Annotated in this window: 15 protein-coding genes; 13 read left to right on the top strand and 2 right to left on the bottom strand. The window is 63.8% G+C overall.

Annotated features, from left to right (window positions below; translation table 11 throughout):
* Positions 1-58: 58 nt before the first annotated feature.
* The 9 genes from pgeF (at position 59) to ABH922_RS12195 (ending at position 9,506) form a co-directional block, all read left to right on the top strand.
* Entirely contained in the window at positions 59-790 is a 732-nt protein-coding gene (pgeF, locus tag ABH922_RS12235) for a peptidoglycan editing factor PgeF (protein WP_424809650.1), read from the top strand.
* A 5-nt stretch (positions 791-795) separates the two neighbouring features.
* A complete protein-coding gene (locus tag ABH922_RS12230; RefSeq protein WP_424807176.1) occupies positions 796-1,542 on the top strand; it encodes a YggS family pyridoxal phosphate-dependent enzyme in 747 nt (248 codons plus the stop codon).
* An 85-nt stretch (positions 1,543-1,627) separates the two neighbouring features.
* Complete coding sequence (locus ABH922_RS12225; RefSeq protein ID WP_424807175.1) at positions 1,628-2,275, top strand: cell division protein SepF; 648 nt, start codon at positions 1,628-1,630, stop codon at positions 2,273-2,275.
* 210 nt (positions 2,276-2,485) lie between these two features.
* The gene (locus ABH922_RS12220; RefSeq protein ID WP_424807174.1) at positions 2,486-2,764 is read left to right on the top strand and encodes a YggT family protein; all 279 of its coding nucleotides are present in this window, start codon (positions 2,486-2,488) and stop codon (positions 2,762-2,764) included.
* A gap of 125 nt (positions 2,765-2,889) precedes the next feature.
* A complete protein-coding gene (locus tag ABH922_RS12215) occupies positions 2,890-3,705 on the top strand; it encodes a DivIVA domain-containing protein (protein WP_424807173.1) in 816 nt (271 codons plus the stop codon).
* A gap of 50 nt (positions 3,706-3,755) precedes the next feature.
* Entirely contained in the window at positions 3,756-3,905 is a 150-nt protein-coding gene (locus ABH922_RS12210; protein ID WP_424807172.1) for a hypothetical protein, read from the top strand.
* A 368-nt stretch (positions 3,906-4,273) separates the two neighbouring features.
* Positions 4,274-7,387 carry an isoleucine--tRNA ligase gene (gene ileS, locus ABH922_RS12205; protein ID WP_424807171.1) on the top strand — a complete coding sequence of 1,038 codons (3,114 nt, stop codon included), beginning with the start codon at positions 4,274-4,276 and terminating at the stop codon, positions 7,385-7,387.
* Positions 7,388-7,518: 131 nt separating this feature from the next.
* Positions 7,519-8,871, top strand: coding sequence for a DNA polymerase IV (locus tag ABH922_RS12200; RefSeq protein ID WP_424807170.1), 1,353 nt, complete (start codon positions 7,519-7,521; stop codon positions 8,869-8,871).
* A 116-nt stretch (positions 8,872-8,987) separates the two neighbouring features.
* A complete protein-coding gene (locus tag ABH922_RS12195; RefSeq protein ID WP_424809649.1) occupies positions 8,988-9,506 on the top strand; it encodes a hypothetical protein in 519 nt (172 codons plus the stop codon).
* Between the two features lie 242 nt (positions 9,507-9,748).
* Here the strand turns inward: ABH922_RS12195 and ABH922_RS12190 are convergent, their stop codons facing one another.
* Positions 9,749-10,525: a sensor domain-containing protein gene (locus ABH922_RS12190; RefSeq protein ID WP_424807169.1), complete on the bottom strand. Its 777-nt coding sequence runs from the start codon at positions 10,523-10,525 to the stop codon at positions 9,749-9,751.
* Positions 10,522-11,460, bottom strand: a complete 939-nt coding sequence (locus ABH922_RS12185) for a hypothetical protein (protein WP_424807168.1) — start codon at positions 11,458-11,460, stop codon at positions 10,522-10,524. Before ABH922_RS12185 ends, ABH922_RS12190 begins: the two co-directional genes overlap by 4 nt.
* Before the next feature lie 174 nt (positions 11,461-11,634).
* Between ABH922_RS12185 and lspA the strand changes: the two genes are divergently transcribed.
* From lspA to rarD, 4 genes are read left to right on the top strand one after another with little or no spacing between them, the layout of a single operon-like run.
* Positions 11,635-12,186 carry a signal peptidase II gene (gene lspA, locus ABH922_RS12180; protein ID WP_424809648.1) on the top strand — a complete coding sequence of 184 codons (552 nt, stop codon included), beginning with the start codon at positions 11,635-11,637 and terminating at the stop codon, positions 12,184-12,186.
* On the top strand, positions 12,183-13,109 hold the full coding sequence (locus ABH922_RS12175) for an RluA family pseudouridine synthase (RefSeq protein WP_424807167.1): 927 nt from the start codon (positions 12,183-12,185) through the stop codon (positions 13,107-13,109). The genes lspA and ABH922_RS12175 overlap by 4 nt, the downstream gene beginning before the upstream one ends.
* The gene (locus ABH922_RS12170; RefSeq protein ID WP_424807166.1) at positions 13,106-13,750 is read left to right on the top strand and encodes a hypothetical protein; all 645 of its coding nucleotides are present in this window, start codon (positions 13,106-13,108) and stop codon (positions 13,748-13,750) included. Before ABH922_RS12175 ends, ABH922_RS12170 begins: the two co-directional genes overlap by 4 nt.
* Positions 13,747-14,679: an EamA family transporter RarD gene (rarD, locus tag ABH922_RS12165; protein ID WP_424807165.1), complete on the top strand. Its 933-nt coding sequence runs from the start codon at positions 13,747-13,749 to the stop codon at positions 14,677-14,679. The genes ABH922_RS12170 and rarD overlap by 4 nt, the downstream gene beginning before the upstream one ends.
* The last annotated feature ends 32 nt before the right edge of the window (positions 14,680-14,711 follow it).

Genomic DNA, 14,711 nt, shown 5'->3' with positions numbered 1-14,711 from the left:
CCCGAGTAATCCCGCCCCGAGCAGCCCAGCCCCGACTGCCCGGCAGTCGTCCAACCCGATTCGTGCTCGCCGTGTCGTGACCAGTCGGACCGGTGGTGCCTCGGTTGCCCCTTACGATTCTTTCAATCTCGGCGATCACGTCGGTGACGATCTGGACGCTGTCTTGGCCAATCGTCGCCGGCTGGCCCGAGAGATCGGCGTCGAACCCGACCATCTCGTCTGGATGGAACAGATTCACTCACGCAACGTCACCGTGGTGACTGAACCGACGAACGAGGTGATTGCCGCAACAGATGCTCTGGTGACGACGGTGCCGGGTCTGGCCTTGGCGACGCTGAGTGCCGACTGTGTGCCGGTCTTGCTCTCGGACGAGAGCGCCGGTGTCATCGCGGCCGTGCACGCGGGCCGAGTGGGTGCTCGTATCGGTATCGTGCCGCGGGTGCTGGACGAGATGGTTCGTCAGGGTGCGGAGGTGAGCAGGATCGGTGCATTCCTGGGGCCCGCTGCCAGCGGCAGGCAGTACGAGGTTCCTGCGCACATGCGTGCAGACGTCGAAAAGCACCTGCCGGGAAGCGCAACTCGTACCGTCAAGGGCACTCCGGGGCTTGATCTTCGGGCTGGGATTCGCAAGCAGTTGTTGGCGGCCGGAGTGTCCGGGGTGGCCGAGGATCCGCGCTGCACGATCGAGGACAAGGCTCTGTTCAGCCATCGGCGTGAGTCGGTCACCGGTCGGCAGGCCGCGGTGATCTGGATGGACGCGTCGTCCGTCGATCGGCTCGGCCAGGGGTGAACCGAATGAGCAACAGCGATGATCTGGCCCGGATCGACGAGATTTCGTCGGCGCTCGAGTCTGTTCGTACCCGGTTGTCCCAGGCGTGCAGTGCGGCCGGCCGTTCGATGTCCGATGTCGCCTTGCTACCGGTCACCAAGTTCTTTCCGGCGTCCGATGCGAAAATTCTCTACGATCTCGGTGTTCGAGAGTTCGGCGAGTCCCGGGAGCAGGAGGCGGTGGCGAAGGTCGCCGACTTCGGGTCGACCGAACGTGTCGACGAACCGGTCAGATGGCACATGATCGGGCGTCTGCAACGCAACAAGGCCAGGTCGGTTGCGCAGTGGGCTCATTCCATTCACTCGGTCGACAGCGCGCGTCTGGTCGACGCCTTGGGTCGGGCCGCTGTCGACGTGTTGTCCGACGGCGGGAGAACCGAGCCGCTTCGAGCGCTCGTTCAGGTCAGTCTGGACGCTGATCCGAGTCGCGGTGGCGTTCCGGTCGCGGATGTCGGTGTCCTTGCCGATCGGATCGCCGCGACCGAGGGCCTCGAATTCGCGGGGTTGATGGCGGTACCGCCGCTGGGCTCCGACCCGGATGTGCAGTTCGACATCCTCCGACGCACACACGACGCTGTTCTTCGGACGCATCCCGGTGCCGTCGAATTGTCGGCAGGTATGACCGGTGATCTGGAGGCTGCGGTGCGCCACGGATCGACGTGCGTGCGTGTCGGAACTGCACTACTCGGCTCACGACAAGTAATCTCGACTTGATCGCTCTGGTGATCGCCCAACCCGTCCACACCGCTGCGACCGGTCGCAGTCGGATCAAATCCGCCGCGCCAAGGAAGGTCGATCAATGAGCAACCTACACAAGTTCAAGGCGTACTTCGGCATGGTTCCTCTCGATGACTACGAGGACGAATATGTCGAGGAGCCGGAGCAGGCTCGTCGGCCGGCGCGACGTCACGATGGTTATGCCGAGCGTGACGACCGCGAATTCGCGGAGCCGACGTTCTCGAAGGCCGCTTACCCCGCGAGTCGACGCGACGAGGAACAGGACTTCGACAGGTACGAGTCCCGCCAGCGTGTCGATTCGGTGAGCGCCCGCAGTCCGCGACCGGCAATGGCCCCGCGTCCGGCGAGTCGTGGAAACCTTGCTGTCGACGCTCGTTCCGATCGACCCGAACCGCGACGTGCCGTCGCCCCGCTCGACGATGGTGGTCCGATGGCGAAGATCACGACGTTACGTCCGCAGAGTTATGCGGAGGCCCGCACGATCGGCGAGCGTTTTCGTGACGGGACACCGGTGATCATGGATCTGGTGGACATGAGCAATGCCGATGCGAAGCGACTGGTCGATTTCGCTGCCGGATTGGCGTTCGCTCTGCGCGGATCTTTCGACAAAGTTGCCACGAAAGTGTTTCTTCTCTCACCAGCCGACATCGACGTCTCGGCCGAGGAGCGCCGTCGTATCGCGGAGACGGGCTTTTACAGCCAAAAATGATTTTCTCGACTTCAGATAGCCTGATGATCAGGACAGATGCCGCGTACCAGTCTCGGGGGGACGAGGCGTCTTGCCAGACATCGACGGGTTACCACGGCGCTAACATGACCGGGATCAACAGCCGCGGCGGGGGCCTGCGCGGCCGGCGGCGGACAATTTTCACGGTGTGTCCGTTTTGGACACTGCGTGGAAGTCAGGCAGAGTGAAGTGGTGGACGTGCTTCTCTCTGTGATCTATCTAGTGCTGGTCGTGTTTTGGCTGTTATTGATCGGCAGGGTAATTGTCGAGTTCGTCCGTTCTTTCGCCCGAGATTGGCGTCCGAGCGGATTGGTCGCGGTAATACTCGAAGCAGTTTTCACGATCACAGATCCACCGGTGAAACTTTTACGCAGGTTGATCCCTCCGATCAATCTGGGTGGAGTTCGACTGGATCTATCAATCATGGTCTTGCTTTTCATCGTCATCATCCTGATGTCGGTTGTTCGCTGAGCGCAGACGAAGGGGTGGTGTGCCAGAATGGAACGTATAACCCATATGGCGGTTTGCCACTCCGTAGACTGTGCTGCAACTGAATGCTTGCTAGACCGCCTAATGACGCGTGAAGGGATCCTTCCATGCCGCAACTGACTCCAGCTGACGTGCACAATGTTGCGTTCAGCAAGCCGCCTATCGGCAAGCGTGGCTACAACGAAGACGAAGTCGATGCGTTTCTCGACCTCGTCGAGCAGGCACTTTCGCAGCTCATCGAGGAGAACGCAGACCTGCGCCAGCGTGTGAACGAGCTGGATCAGGAGCTTTCCGCTGCCAAGAAGGCGCCGGTCAGCGCTCAGCCGGTGGTGGCGCAGCCTAAGCCGGAACCGGTGCGGGTGGTCGAGCCGCCCAAGCCCGCACCTGTCGCAGCTCCGGTTCCCGCCGCCGCGCCCGCTCCCGCGCCCAGTGGCGACACGCACATGCAGGCAGCCAAGGTTCTGGGTCTGGCTCAGGAGATGGCCGACCGCCTGACCAGTGATGCGAAGTCGGAGTCCGAGCAACTTCTCGGCAGCGCCCGGACCAATTCCGAGCAACTGATGAGTGAAGCTCGGGGCAAGGCCGACGGAATGATCGCCGACGCGCGCAACAAGTCCGAAGCCATGCTGACGGATGCGCAGACGAGGTCCGAAACCCAGCTTCGTCAGGCACAGGAGAAGGCCGACGCGCTCAAGGCTGATGCCGAGAAGAAGCACACCGAGATCATGGCGACCATCAACCAGCAGCGTTCGGTCCTCGAAGGCCGGATCGAGCAGCTCAAGACGTTCGAGCGGGAGTACCGGGTACGGCTCAAGTCCTACCTGGAGTCGCAGCTCGAGGAACTCGAGCAGCGTGGTTCGGCTGTTCCCGTCGATGGTGGACAAGAGTCCTTCAGTCCGTCCTTCGCCAAGGGCAACAGCTGACCGAGAACGTATCTTCGGCTCATCTTGTCCGACCGGTCGAGGGTTGAATCGTGTTGGTCTTGACGCTGGTTCTCGCCGGGGTGGGATTCGCCCTGCTGGTCGTGGCTCTGACAACGGGGTCGGTGATCTGGGCATGGGCATGTATCGGTGTTTGTATCATCGGTGCGGTACTCCTCCTCGTCAGCGCACCTGGGCGGTAAGAAATCGCAGCTACCCGAAAGCTCGGCCGGGCAGCACCGGCACGAAGATACGAGTACTGTCGACACCGAATCCGGACCGGGCCGGTCGCGCCCGGCCGATTCGGGACCTTCGGGCGATAACTGAACAACGTGGCTGAGATCCGGCAATCACCGGGGAGCTTTCGGAAGAACGGTTTTCTCGCGTCGTTTCGTCGTGAGATCGCCTGGTAGAACCGAACGGGAGAGCCCGTCATCGCTCATTGCAGAGAGGCACCTGGCGTGCACGGTCATCGAACCGGTCGTGAGGTGCAAGCGGGGTGGTACCGCGGTGTGGAAGCAAAAGCGCCATGTCGTCCCCGTGCCGAGTCACATGGGCACGAGGAGGTCTAGTGGTCAACAACAGGTATCCGCGGGTCGATTACGGCGTTGCTGCGGATTCGGGCGTGAAGTTCCCCGAGCTGGAACAGAAGGTTCTCGAGCAGTGGGCTGACGACGACACGTTTCGGGCGTCGATCGCCAATCGGGAGGACAGCGAGGAGTTCGTCTTCTACGACGGACCGCCCTTCGCGAACGGTCTTCCGCACTACGGCCACCTCCTGACCGGATACGTCAAGGATCTGGTGCCGCGGTTCCAGACCATGCGAGGCCGCAAGGTCGATCGTCGCTTCGGATGGGACTGTCATGGTCTTCCGGCCGAACTCGAAGCGGAGAAGCAGCTCGGCATCAAGGACAAAGCCGAGATCGAGGTCATGGGTCTGGCCACATTCAACGAGTACTGCAAGAGTTCGGTTCTGAAGTACACCGACGAATGGCGCGAGTACGTCACTCGACAGGCGCGCTGGGTCGACTTCGACAACGATTACAAGACGCTCGACGTCGACTTCATGGAGTCGGTGATGTGGGCGTTCAAGGAATTGCACGACAAGGGCCTGATCTATCAGGGTTTCCGGGTACTGCCGTACAGCTGGTACGAGCAGACGCCGTTGTCGAATCAGGAAACCCGCCTCGACGACGCATACAAGATGCGTCAAGATCCCGCCGTGACGGTTGCGATGCCGTTGGTGGCTCCGGATTCTCCGCTCGACGGTGCCAACGCGATCATCTGGACCACCACGCCGTGGACGCTGCCCTCGAACTTGGCTACTGCGGTGCACCCCGATGTGGATTACGTGCAGGTCTCCGGAGCGGACGGAAATCGCTACGTGCTCGCGCAAGCGCGGGTCGCGCATTACTCGCGTGAGCTGGGCGAGGACCCCGAGGTCCTTTCGCGGCACAAGGGCAGTGAGCTCGTCGGTTTGTCGTACACTCCGCCGTTCGATTTCTTCGTGGGTCATCCGAATTCGCACGTGGTCTTGTCGGCGGACTATGTCACTACCGATTCCGGTACCGGAATCGTGCACCTCGCACCGGCTTTCGGTGAAGAGGACATGGACGTGGCGACGGCACACGGTATCGAGGTGGTACAGCCTCTCGATCCGGGTGGAAAGTTCACGTCGATGGTGCCGCCGTACGAGGGCCTGATGGTCTTCGACGCCAACCCCGTGATCATCAAGGATCTCAAGGCGCTCGGAAAGTTGTTGCGTCACGAGACGATCGAGCACTCCTACCCACACAGCTGGCGTAGTGGGCAGCCGCTCATCTACATGGCCGTGCCGTCCTGGTTCGTTGCCGTCACCAAGTTCCGTGATCGCATGGTCGAGCTGAACAAGGACATCACCTGGGTACCCGAGCACATCCGTGACGGCCAGTTCGGTAAATGGCTCGAAGGCGCTCGCGACTGGAACATCAGCCGAAACCGATACTGGGGCAGCCCGATCCCGGTGTGGGTGTCGGACGATCCACAGTATCCTCGCACCGACGTGTACGGGTCACTCGATCAGTTGGAGGCCGATTTCGGCGTGCGTCCGACGGATCTGCATCGCCCGATGATCGACGATCTGGTGCGGCCGAACCCGGATGATCCGACCGGCAAGTCGATGATGCGGCGTGTGCCCGAGGTGTTGGACTGCTGGTTCGAGTCGGGCTCCATGCCGTACGCCCAGGTTCACTACCCTTTCGAGAATCGTGATTGGTTCGAGGGGCACTTCCCGGGCGATTTCATCGTCGAGTACAACGGTCAGACCCGGGGGTGGTTCTACACCTTGCATGTTCTGGCGACTGCGCTGTTCGACCGTCCGGCTTTCAAAACCGTTGCTGCGCACGGCATCGTCCTCGGTGACGACGGCCTCAAGATGAGTAAGTCCAAGGGTAACTACCCGGACGTCAACGAGGTGTTCAACCGTGACGGCAGTGATGCCATGCGTTGGTTCCTGATGTCTTCGCCGATCCTTCGTGGCGGAAATCTGATCGTGACCGAGCAGGGTATCCGTGAAGGCGTGCGGCACGCTCTGTTGCCACTGTGGAACGCGTGGAGCTTCCTGCAGCTCTATGCCCCGGAATCCGGTGTATGGCGCACTGATTCGGCGAACATCCTCGACCGGTACATCCTTGCCAAGTTGGCTGGGACCCGCGATGCGATCACCGACGCGCTCGAGGTCAACGACATCGCCGGTGCATGCGACGAGCTCCGTCAGTTCTGTGACGCGCTCACCAACTGGTATGTGCGGCGGTCTCGTTCGCGTTTCTGGGACGAAGATCGGGACGCCATCGATACGCTCCACACGGTCCTCGAAGTGGTGACCCGGCTGGCCGCACCGCTGTTGCCGCTGGTGTCCGAGGTGATCTGGCGCGGACTGACCGGTGGGCGTTCTGTGCATCTGGCGGATTGGCCGTCCGAGACCGAACTGCCGGGCGATCCGGAACTGGTCGTGGCGATGGACGACGTTCGTACGGTGTGCTCGACGGTGCTGAGCCTGCGCAAGGCCCAGAACCTGCGGGTGCGGTTGCCGTTGCCCGAGGTGACGGTGGCGGCGCCCGATGCCGAGCGGTTGCGTCCGTTCCTCGGACTGATCGCCGACGAGGTCAACGTCAAGAAGGTCGACCTGACCGAGGACGTCGACGTGCACGGCCGGTTCGAGATCGCGGTCAACGCTCGTGCCGCCGGCCCGCGTCTGGGCAAGACCGTGCAGACGGTCATCAAGGCGGTCAAGGCGGGCGACTGGACCGAGAATGCGGACGGCGTCGTGGTCGCGGCAGGCATCGAACTCCTTCCCTCGGAGTACACGCAGAAACTGGTTGCGGCCGAGCCTGATTCGACTGCGGCTCTGCCTGGTGGTGCGGGGCTCGTGGTGCTGGATTCAGCGGTGACCGAGGAGCTCGAGGCAGAAGGGTGGGCCAAGGACCGGGTCCGTCAGCTGCAGGACGCGCGTCGTTCGGCCGGTTTGGATGTCTCCGACCGGATCACGGTGGTGCTCGAGGTCCCGCAGGACGTCGCGGAGTGGGCGACGCGTCACGGTGATCTGATCGCCGGTGAAGTTCTGGCCACCTCGTTTGCGGTCGGTGAGGCCGGCGACGGTGCCGTCGATCTCGGTGACGGAATAAGGGCGTCGATCACCAAGGCCTGAACGCGCCGATCGAGACGGTTCTGCTACCCCGATGCTCCGTAATTGTCCGAGCGTCGGGGTAGCGTGCATTCTCGGGTACGAAAGTGGAATCGGGTGCGCGTCACCTTCGCTGAAGAGAGCAGTTCGGGCCGATGAACGAAAGTGATGGCACTCGAAGCCGGCGCTGGGTGCTCCATCTCGACATGGATGCGTTCTTCGCGTCCGTGGAACAGCTCACCAGGCCGACGCTACGGGGGCGGCCCGTGCTGGTCGGCGGGCTCGGCGGCCGTGGTGTGGTGGCAGGTGCCAGCTACGAAGCTCGACAATTCGGTGCCCGCTCGGCGATGCCGATGCATCAGGCTCGCCGGCTGGTGGGTGCACGCGCCGTGGTGTTGCCACCGCGTATGTCGCTGTATTCCGTCTTGAGCAAGCGTGCGTTCGACGCGCTGCGGCTTCGCATGCCGATCCTCGAGCAGTTGTCGGTCGACGAGGCGTTCGGCGAACCCCACGAACTCGCGGGAGCGACAGCGGCCGAGGTTCGTGCATTCTGTGAAGATCTGCGGGCGTTGGTGCTCGCCGAGACGGGATTGGTCGCGTCGATCGGCGCGGGAACCGGAAAACAGGTCGCGAAGATCGCGTCCGGCCTGGCGAAGCCGAACGGCGTGACGGTGGTCAGTGCAGGGGAGCAGCGTGCGTTGCTCGATGCCCTGCCGGTTCGCAAGTTGTGGGGCATCGGTCCGGTTGCCGAGGAGAAGCTCAAACGGTTGGGCATCGAGACGATCGGGGGTTTCGCGCGAACACCGACGGCCGAGGTCGCAGCCATTCTGGGAACGACGATGGGCCCGGGTTTGCATCGGATGGCGCAGGGAATCGACGATCGTCCGGTGGCGGAGCGGGCCGAGGCCAAGCAGATCAGCGCGGAGTCGACGTTTGCCACCGACATCGTGACGATGGCGCAGTTGCGCAATGCCGTCGAGGCGAGCGGTAGTTCGGCATTCTCTCGGTTGGCGAAGGACGGCCGGGCGGCGCGGACGGTGGTTCTCAAATTGAGGAAGTCGGATATGAGTGTGTTGACACGTTCGGTGACGCTTCCGTACGCGACGTTGGATCGGCAGGTGCTCATCGCAACGGCTCAGCGGCAGGTGATCGATCCGTTGGAGTTGGGGCCGATCAGGTTGGTGGGAGTGGGTTTCGCGGGTCTGTCGACGGTGCGGCAAGGTTCGCTCTTTCCCGAGTTGGATCAGGATGTTCCGGGCTATCACGGCGATTCGTCGACCGGATTCGGCCTCGAGATGCCGGTCGTCGCGCGAGTACCGGAACGACAGTGGCATCCAGGCCTTGATGTTCGGCATCCAGAATATGGACACGGTTGGGTCCAGGGCGCCGGACACGGCGTGGTCACGGTCAGGTTCGAAACCCGCACTACGGGTTCGGGTATTGCCAAGACTTTCACCGATGCCGACGATGTTCTCGACGTGGCCGACGCGGTGGCGAGCCTTCTCTGAGGATGTCCTTAGACTTTTTCGTCTTACCGTTGGGTAATGTTGTCCAGGACCTTCGAAGACGCATGTTGTTCGCCTCGCTCTCGAATGTGAACACCCGAATGAATAGGACCGAGAACTTGATGATTCGCAAGATGACAGTTGCCGCCGTCGCCGTCGCCGCCGCTCTGGCAATGACCGCATGTAGCTCGGACGACAACAAGACGGACACCACCACCACGGCGTCGACCACCACGTCCGCGGCAGCGGCCGCCACCACCACGACGGTCGACGAGCCTGCCGCAGCCCTGCCGACCGCTGCCGAGCTCAACGAAAAGCTCACGCAGGCACTCGACGAGGGTGTTCCGGCCGGGGACAAGACCAGCCTCGTCCAGGGATCCGAAGCTGATCCCGAGTTGATCAACCAGGTTGTCGCGGCGGCCAAGGCGAACAACGCCCAGGTCGAGATCGTCGATCCCGTCGTCGATACCGGAAGCGACACCGCTTCTGCCTCGCTGAACATCATCGTCAACGGCCAGGCACTGCCGAGCTCGCAGGCTTCGTTCGTCTACGAGGACGGCACCTGGAAGCTGGCCAAGGTCACTGCGTGCACCATCGTCGCGATGGCCGGATTGACCACGCCTGCGTGCGCAGCGTGATCTGACCTTCCGCGTCACCTCGAACGGCCGTCGACCTCCCTGGGGAGTGTCGGTGGCCGTTCGCTCGTGTGTGGTGCTTTCAGTGCTGAAAGCGTTCCGTCGCACGGGGTATGGGGCGGCAAGTCGGTTCTCTGCTCAACTGGTATTGCTCCGGTGGACGGGTTGCGGATGCATCGGTCTGCCGCGACGGCGCGGCGAACCCTCCCGGAGGCCGGCGCCTGGTAGGCGCCGCACCGGAACTCTCAGGAGTGCGCGGCGAGCCGGTCTGCTGCGGTACGGGCCAGAGCCCCGAGGGTATCTGCCGCGATCGGGGTAGGTCCGGTGGCGGATACCTGAGTCAAACTGGCGCCTACCGCTACCGTGACGACATCGGTGACCAGGGTGAAACCTGCACTCTCGGTGATGATTCGAAATGAAAACGAAGTATCGCCGACCATCGGTACGGTGCCTGCGCCGAGGGTGTATCGCACCGAGGTGCCGTCGGCATCGGTTCCCGAATAGGAACCACAGCCGGCCAGGGTCGACTGGAGTCGATCGAAGGCCGCTTCGGTGGCGGGCCCGTCGGTGAAGCTCGCGAGATCCTGGTCGATGCTGGTGAAGCCTGGTCCGGTGAACATCACCGAGTGCGCAGCCGCTGTTCGACCGATCTGAGCCGAAATCGGTTCGAGTACAGCGGAACAGGCGGCGGGGTCGGTGGTCGACTTGTCGGTGTCCGCATCCGCCGGTGCCGGGGCGAGGTCGAGATCCGCTACGGGATCGGGATTGACGGTGAATCCGGCAGGCAGATCGGTGGTCGTCAGCGCCGAATCGGCCAGGGCGGCTCCGTCCGGCGGAGTACCGCGTAGCGGCGCGGCCGGGGCGAGTGGGGTGAACGTCGGCATCGCCACGGTAGGCGGCACGACGGCCGAGGAGGCGCTACCGGCGTCTTGGGATTGGGCGTCGTTCGAGCTGCAGCCGCTCATCGCCAGCACGGTCAGGGCTCCACAGACCGCCGGAACGAGGAATTGACCGCGCCTCATTCGGACCACCGGATGGAATTGGCGATGGTCTGGCGAATTACCGATTGTCCGCCTGGATCGCTGTACGACTGATCCCCGCCGACGGTCATGGCGCCGGCCACCGGAAGCGGAAGGCCGGTATCGATGGTGACGGTTCCCGTCCCCGTCATCACGTACTGGTCGATGTTGAGAGTTCCGGCATCGCCTGCCAACTCCCACACGGGGTTCTTCGGTGTCTGATTCACCTCGACCGTCAGCGTCAGTCGAGTGTTTTCCTTCGCGGTCAACGTGACCGTGGTGATCTGGTCGAGTGCTATCTCGCTGGTGACATCTTGTCGGATGACCCATCGCGCACCGATACCGACGGCTGAATCCGGTAGGGCGACAGTGCGATAAACCGCCTGGCCGAACGCCTGCTCGATGGCAGCGCGCGCCGGATTGGGGGCGGCGGTGGATGGTCGAAGGCGCAGCGCGGTGACGGCGCCGGCTGCGGTGACGCTCAGTCCCGCCCGAGAGCCGTCGGCGCCGTCGAGGGCGGCCTGCATCGTCGTGTCCGGGGTGGACATCCCGGACAGGGTCATGTCGATGACGGTGTTGGGTGACTCGCTCGATACCGCCGAGGACACCTCCGCCTCGAGCGGGATGGTCGTCTCCGGTGAGGAGAAGTCCTGGGCCGGCTGTTGGTCGATCTGTTGGGTCACCTGGCTCGAGGTGGTCAACGTCGTCGATTGACCCGTCCCGGTGGCCGCGTCCATACGTAGGACTTCCCGTGGTTCGCGTCCGGCGTCGAGTACCTCGACCCGAGCGGCGCTGAAGGGAATGGTCACCTCGGCTTGTGCTGCGGTGCCCGGATCGGACGATCCTTCGGTGCTCCCGCACGCGGTGAGAAATGTCACGAGGGCAAGAGCGGAGAGAGCGGAGGAGGCGCATCGACCGGACGCGGACAACAGTGGCACGCGCTCCAGGTTAGCTGTAGTTCCAGAGTGGATGACCGTGACGCTCGGGACATGAGGGATGATGGTCGAGTGAGCACTGACCACCCAGACCGAGATGTCCACGCGGAGGAACAACCGTTCGTCGACTCGACAGACGAGAACTCGTCGAAGCAATCGAAGCCGGAAGCCGAAGCGGTGACCGCTGGGGACTCGGTGACGACCGCGGTGCTGCGCCCGCTTCGACTGCGTCTGCTCGTCCTGATCGCGGTCGTGGTGCTGGTCGCGGACATCCTCACCAAGGTGTGGGCCGTCGCCGCCGTCAAACCGGGAAAGCCCATCGAGATCATCGGTGACGTCGTCACCTTCACGATGGTGCGCAATCCCGGCGCGGCGTTCTCGATGGCGACGTCGATGACGTGGATCCTCACGTTGGTTGCGATCGGCGTGGTCGTCGGCGTGATCAAGATCGGACGAACGCTGCGGTCGCCGTGGTGGGCTCTGGGCCTCGGCCTGGTACTCGGCGGTGCCCTCGGGAATCTGACCGACAGGTTCTTCCGGTCGCCCGGGTTCATGCGCGGACACGTCGTCGACTTCGTCTCGGTCGGCTGGTGGCCGGTGTTCAACGTCGCCGATTCCGCGATCGTCTGCGGCGCGGTACTCCTCGTGGTCCTCACCCTTTTCGGCTTCGAACCCAACGGTGAGCGGACCCGAGATCACAAGACCACCTCGACGGGAGCAGGTAAATGAGGGAGTCTCGTTCGATGCCGGTTCCCGACGGCCTCGACGCCATGCGTGTCGACGCCGGTCTGGCGCGGCTGCTCGGATTGTCACGGACCGCTGTTGCCGCACTCACCGAGGAAGGTGCGGTGGAGGTGGACGGTGTAGCCGTCGGTAAGTCGGATCGATTGACTGCCGGATCGTGGCTCGAGGTGCAGTTGCCCGAGCCGCCGCGGCCGCTGACCATCGACCCGACCCCGGTCGAAGGGATGGAGATTCTCTACGCCGACGACGACGTGGTGGCCGTCGACAAGCCGGTGGGCGTTGCCGCGCACGCGAGTGTGGGGTGGACCGGGCCGACGGTGATCGGTGGCCTCGCGGCAGCCGGATTCCGGATTTCGACCTCGGGTGCACACGAGCGGCAGGGGATTGTTCATCGACTCGACGTGGGAACATCGGGCGTGATGGTCGTCGCGACGTCCGAGCGGGCGTACACGCTGCTCAAGCGGGCGTTCAAGGAGCGGACCATCGACAAGCGTTATCACGCGCTGGTGCAGGGCCATCCCGATCCCAGCAGCGGAACCATCGATGCACCCATCGGGAGGCATCATGGAAACGACTGGCGGTTCACCGTGACCGCAGACGGTAAACCGAGTGTCACGCATTACGACACCATCGAAGCATTCCAGGCCGCGAGTTTGTTGGACGTGCATCTGGAAACCGGTCGTACCCATCAGATTCGGGTGCACTTCTCGGCGCTGCGGCATCCGTGTTGTGGTGACCTGACGTACGGCGCCGACCCGCGTCTGGCCGAGCGTCTGGGGCTCGAGCGACAGTGGCTGCATGCGGTGTCCCTGGGGTTCGCGCATCCGTCCGACGGTCGCTGGGTCGAGATCACGAGCAAGTACCCGAAGGATCTCGAGAACGCGCTCGACGTACTCCGGTCGTCGTGACACTGCGCGGGTTGATTCCCGCGCTGGTAGCTGCCGTGGTTGTTGCCGTCGTGGTCGTCGCGGGGATCACGCATCCGGTTCCGGCGCCGCTGATCCGCACGGACGTTCTGGGTCCGGACAACGGCGAGCCGGTGGCAGCGTATCTCGATCGCGCTGACGACTCGCTGTCGGCCGTCGACGGTTCGGCATGGGCCCTGGTGTCCTTCGCCGAGGCGAAGACCGCCGACGACGTCGTCGCGTCGACTGCGGACGTGCGGGTTTCCCAGGTGCTCTACCGAGTGCCGATGGATCGGGTGCTGACTCCGTTGGCGTCGGTCAAGGTGTCAGGTAGCGAGGTCGCGATTCGGCGTTCGGCTGCGACGGCCGCAACGCAGTTGGCCACGGCGGGCGGTGCGGACGATCGACAGGTGCAGGTGGTACAGGCATCGGTGCGTGCGCTCTCTTCCGGATGTGCATGTGCGGTGGCGGTTGTGGTTCGTGGAACGTCGGCGGCTCTCGAGGCGCTGGCGGCAGAACCCGGCATCCGAGCGGTGGAGGCGATGGCCCACGACGGTGTCCCGTGGCTGGCAGCTGTTCGCCCACTCCTGCCCGAGTACGTGGATGTGGTGGCCGCGGGGCCCGACGACGGTCCGGTGCCGTGAGCGGCCGGAAGGCGCCAGGGGTGATGCCCTCGGGGATCGCCTTCGGAGCCGGGGCCTTCCTTTTGTGGGGGGCGTTTCCGGCGTTTTTCGGTGCCCTCGATTTCGCCGACCCGGTTGAGATCCTGGCCCATCGAGTGGTATGGACTCTCGTACTGATGTTGCTGGTGTTGGCGCTCACGCGCACGCTCGGGTCGCTGCGCGGTCTGGGCGGGCGGACATGGCTGTTGGTGTCCGGCGCTTCGGTGGCCATCGCGGTCAACTGGGGTGTGTACATCTACGCGGTGGTGTCGGGCCGCGTTGTGGAGGCGGCGCTCGGATACTTTGTCAATCCGCTGGTCAGCGTCTTGCTCGGGGTGGTCATCTTCCGGGAACGACTGCGGCGGTCGCAGGTCGTCGCGCTGGTACTCGCCGCCGTCGCCGTGGTCGTGATCACCGTGGATTTCGGCAAGCCACCGGTAGTGGCATTGATTCTGGCCTGCTCGTTCGCGACGTACGGGGTGATCAAGAAGGTGGTGCCGCTCGACCCGCGGACCAGCTTGACGGCCGAGGGCCTGGTGGCCGCCCCGTTCGCGCTCGGATACCTGATCTTCCTCGCAGTCACCGGCACCGGTGCCTTCCTGAGCGGCGGGATCTCGCCGAGCCTGTTGTTGCTGGCCGCCGGTCCGGTGACGGCGCTGCCGCTACTCCTGTTCGGCATGGCGGCACAGCGGGTGCCGCTCACGACGATGGGCATGCTGCAGTATCTGACGCCGGCACTCCAGATGGCGTGGGGTGTCGCGGTTCTGCACGAGGACATGCCTGCCTCACGCTGGATCGGATTCGTGCTGATCTGGATCGCCTTGGTGGTGTTCACGACGGACGCCGTGCTCGCAAGCCGGTCTCGACGTGTCGCCAGGACCGAGGGCGGGAGCGTCGGTGGGGCGGCATAGACTCGACTTCGCTCCCAGACCTTCAGAGAGGC

Origin of the sequence: Rhodococcus sp. 27YEA15 (genome assembly GCF_049739425.1) — a bacterium.
In the GTDB taxonomy this organism is placed as follows: domain Bacteria; phylum Actinomycetota; class Actinomycetes; order Mycobacteriales; family Mycobacteriaceae; genus Rhodococcus_F.
Note: the sequence above shows the minus strand (reverse complement) of the source record. Positions and strands in the feature narration are given on the sequence as shown.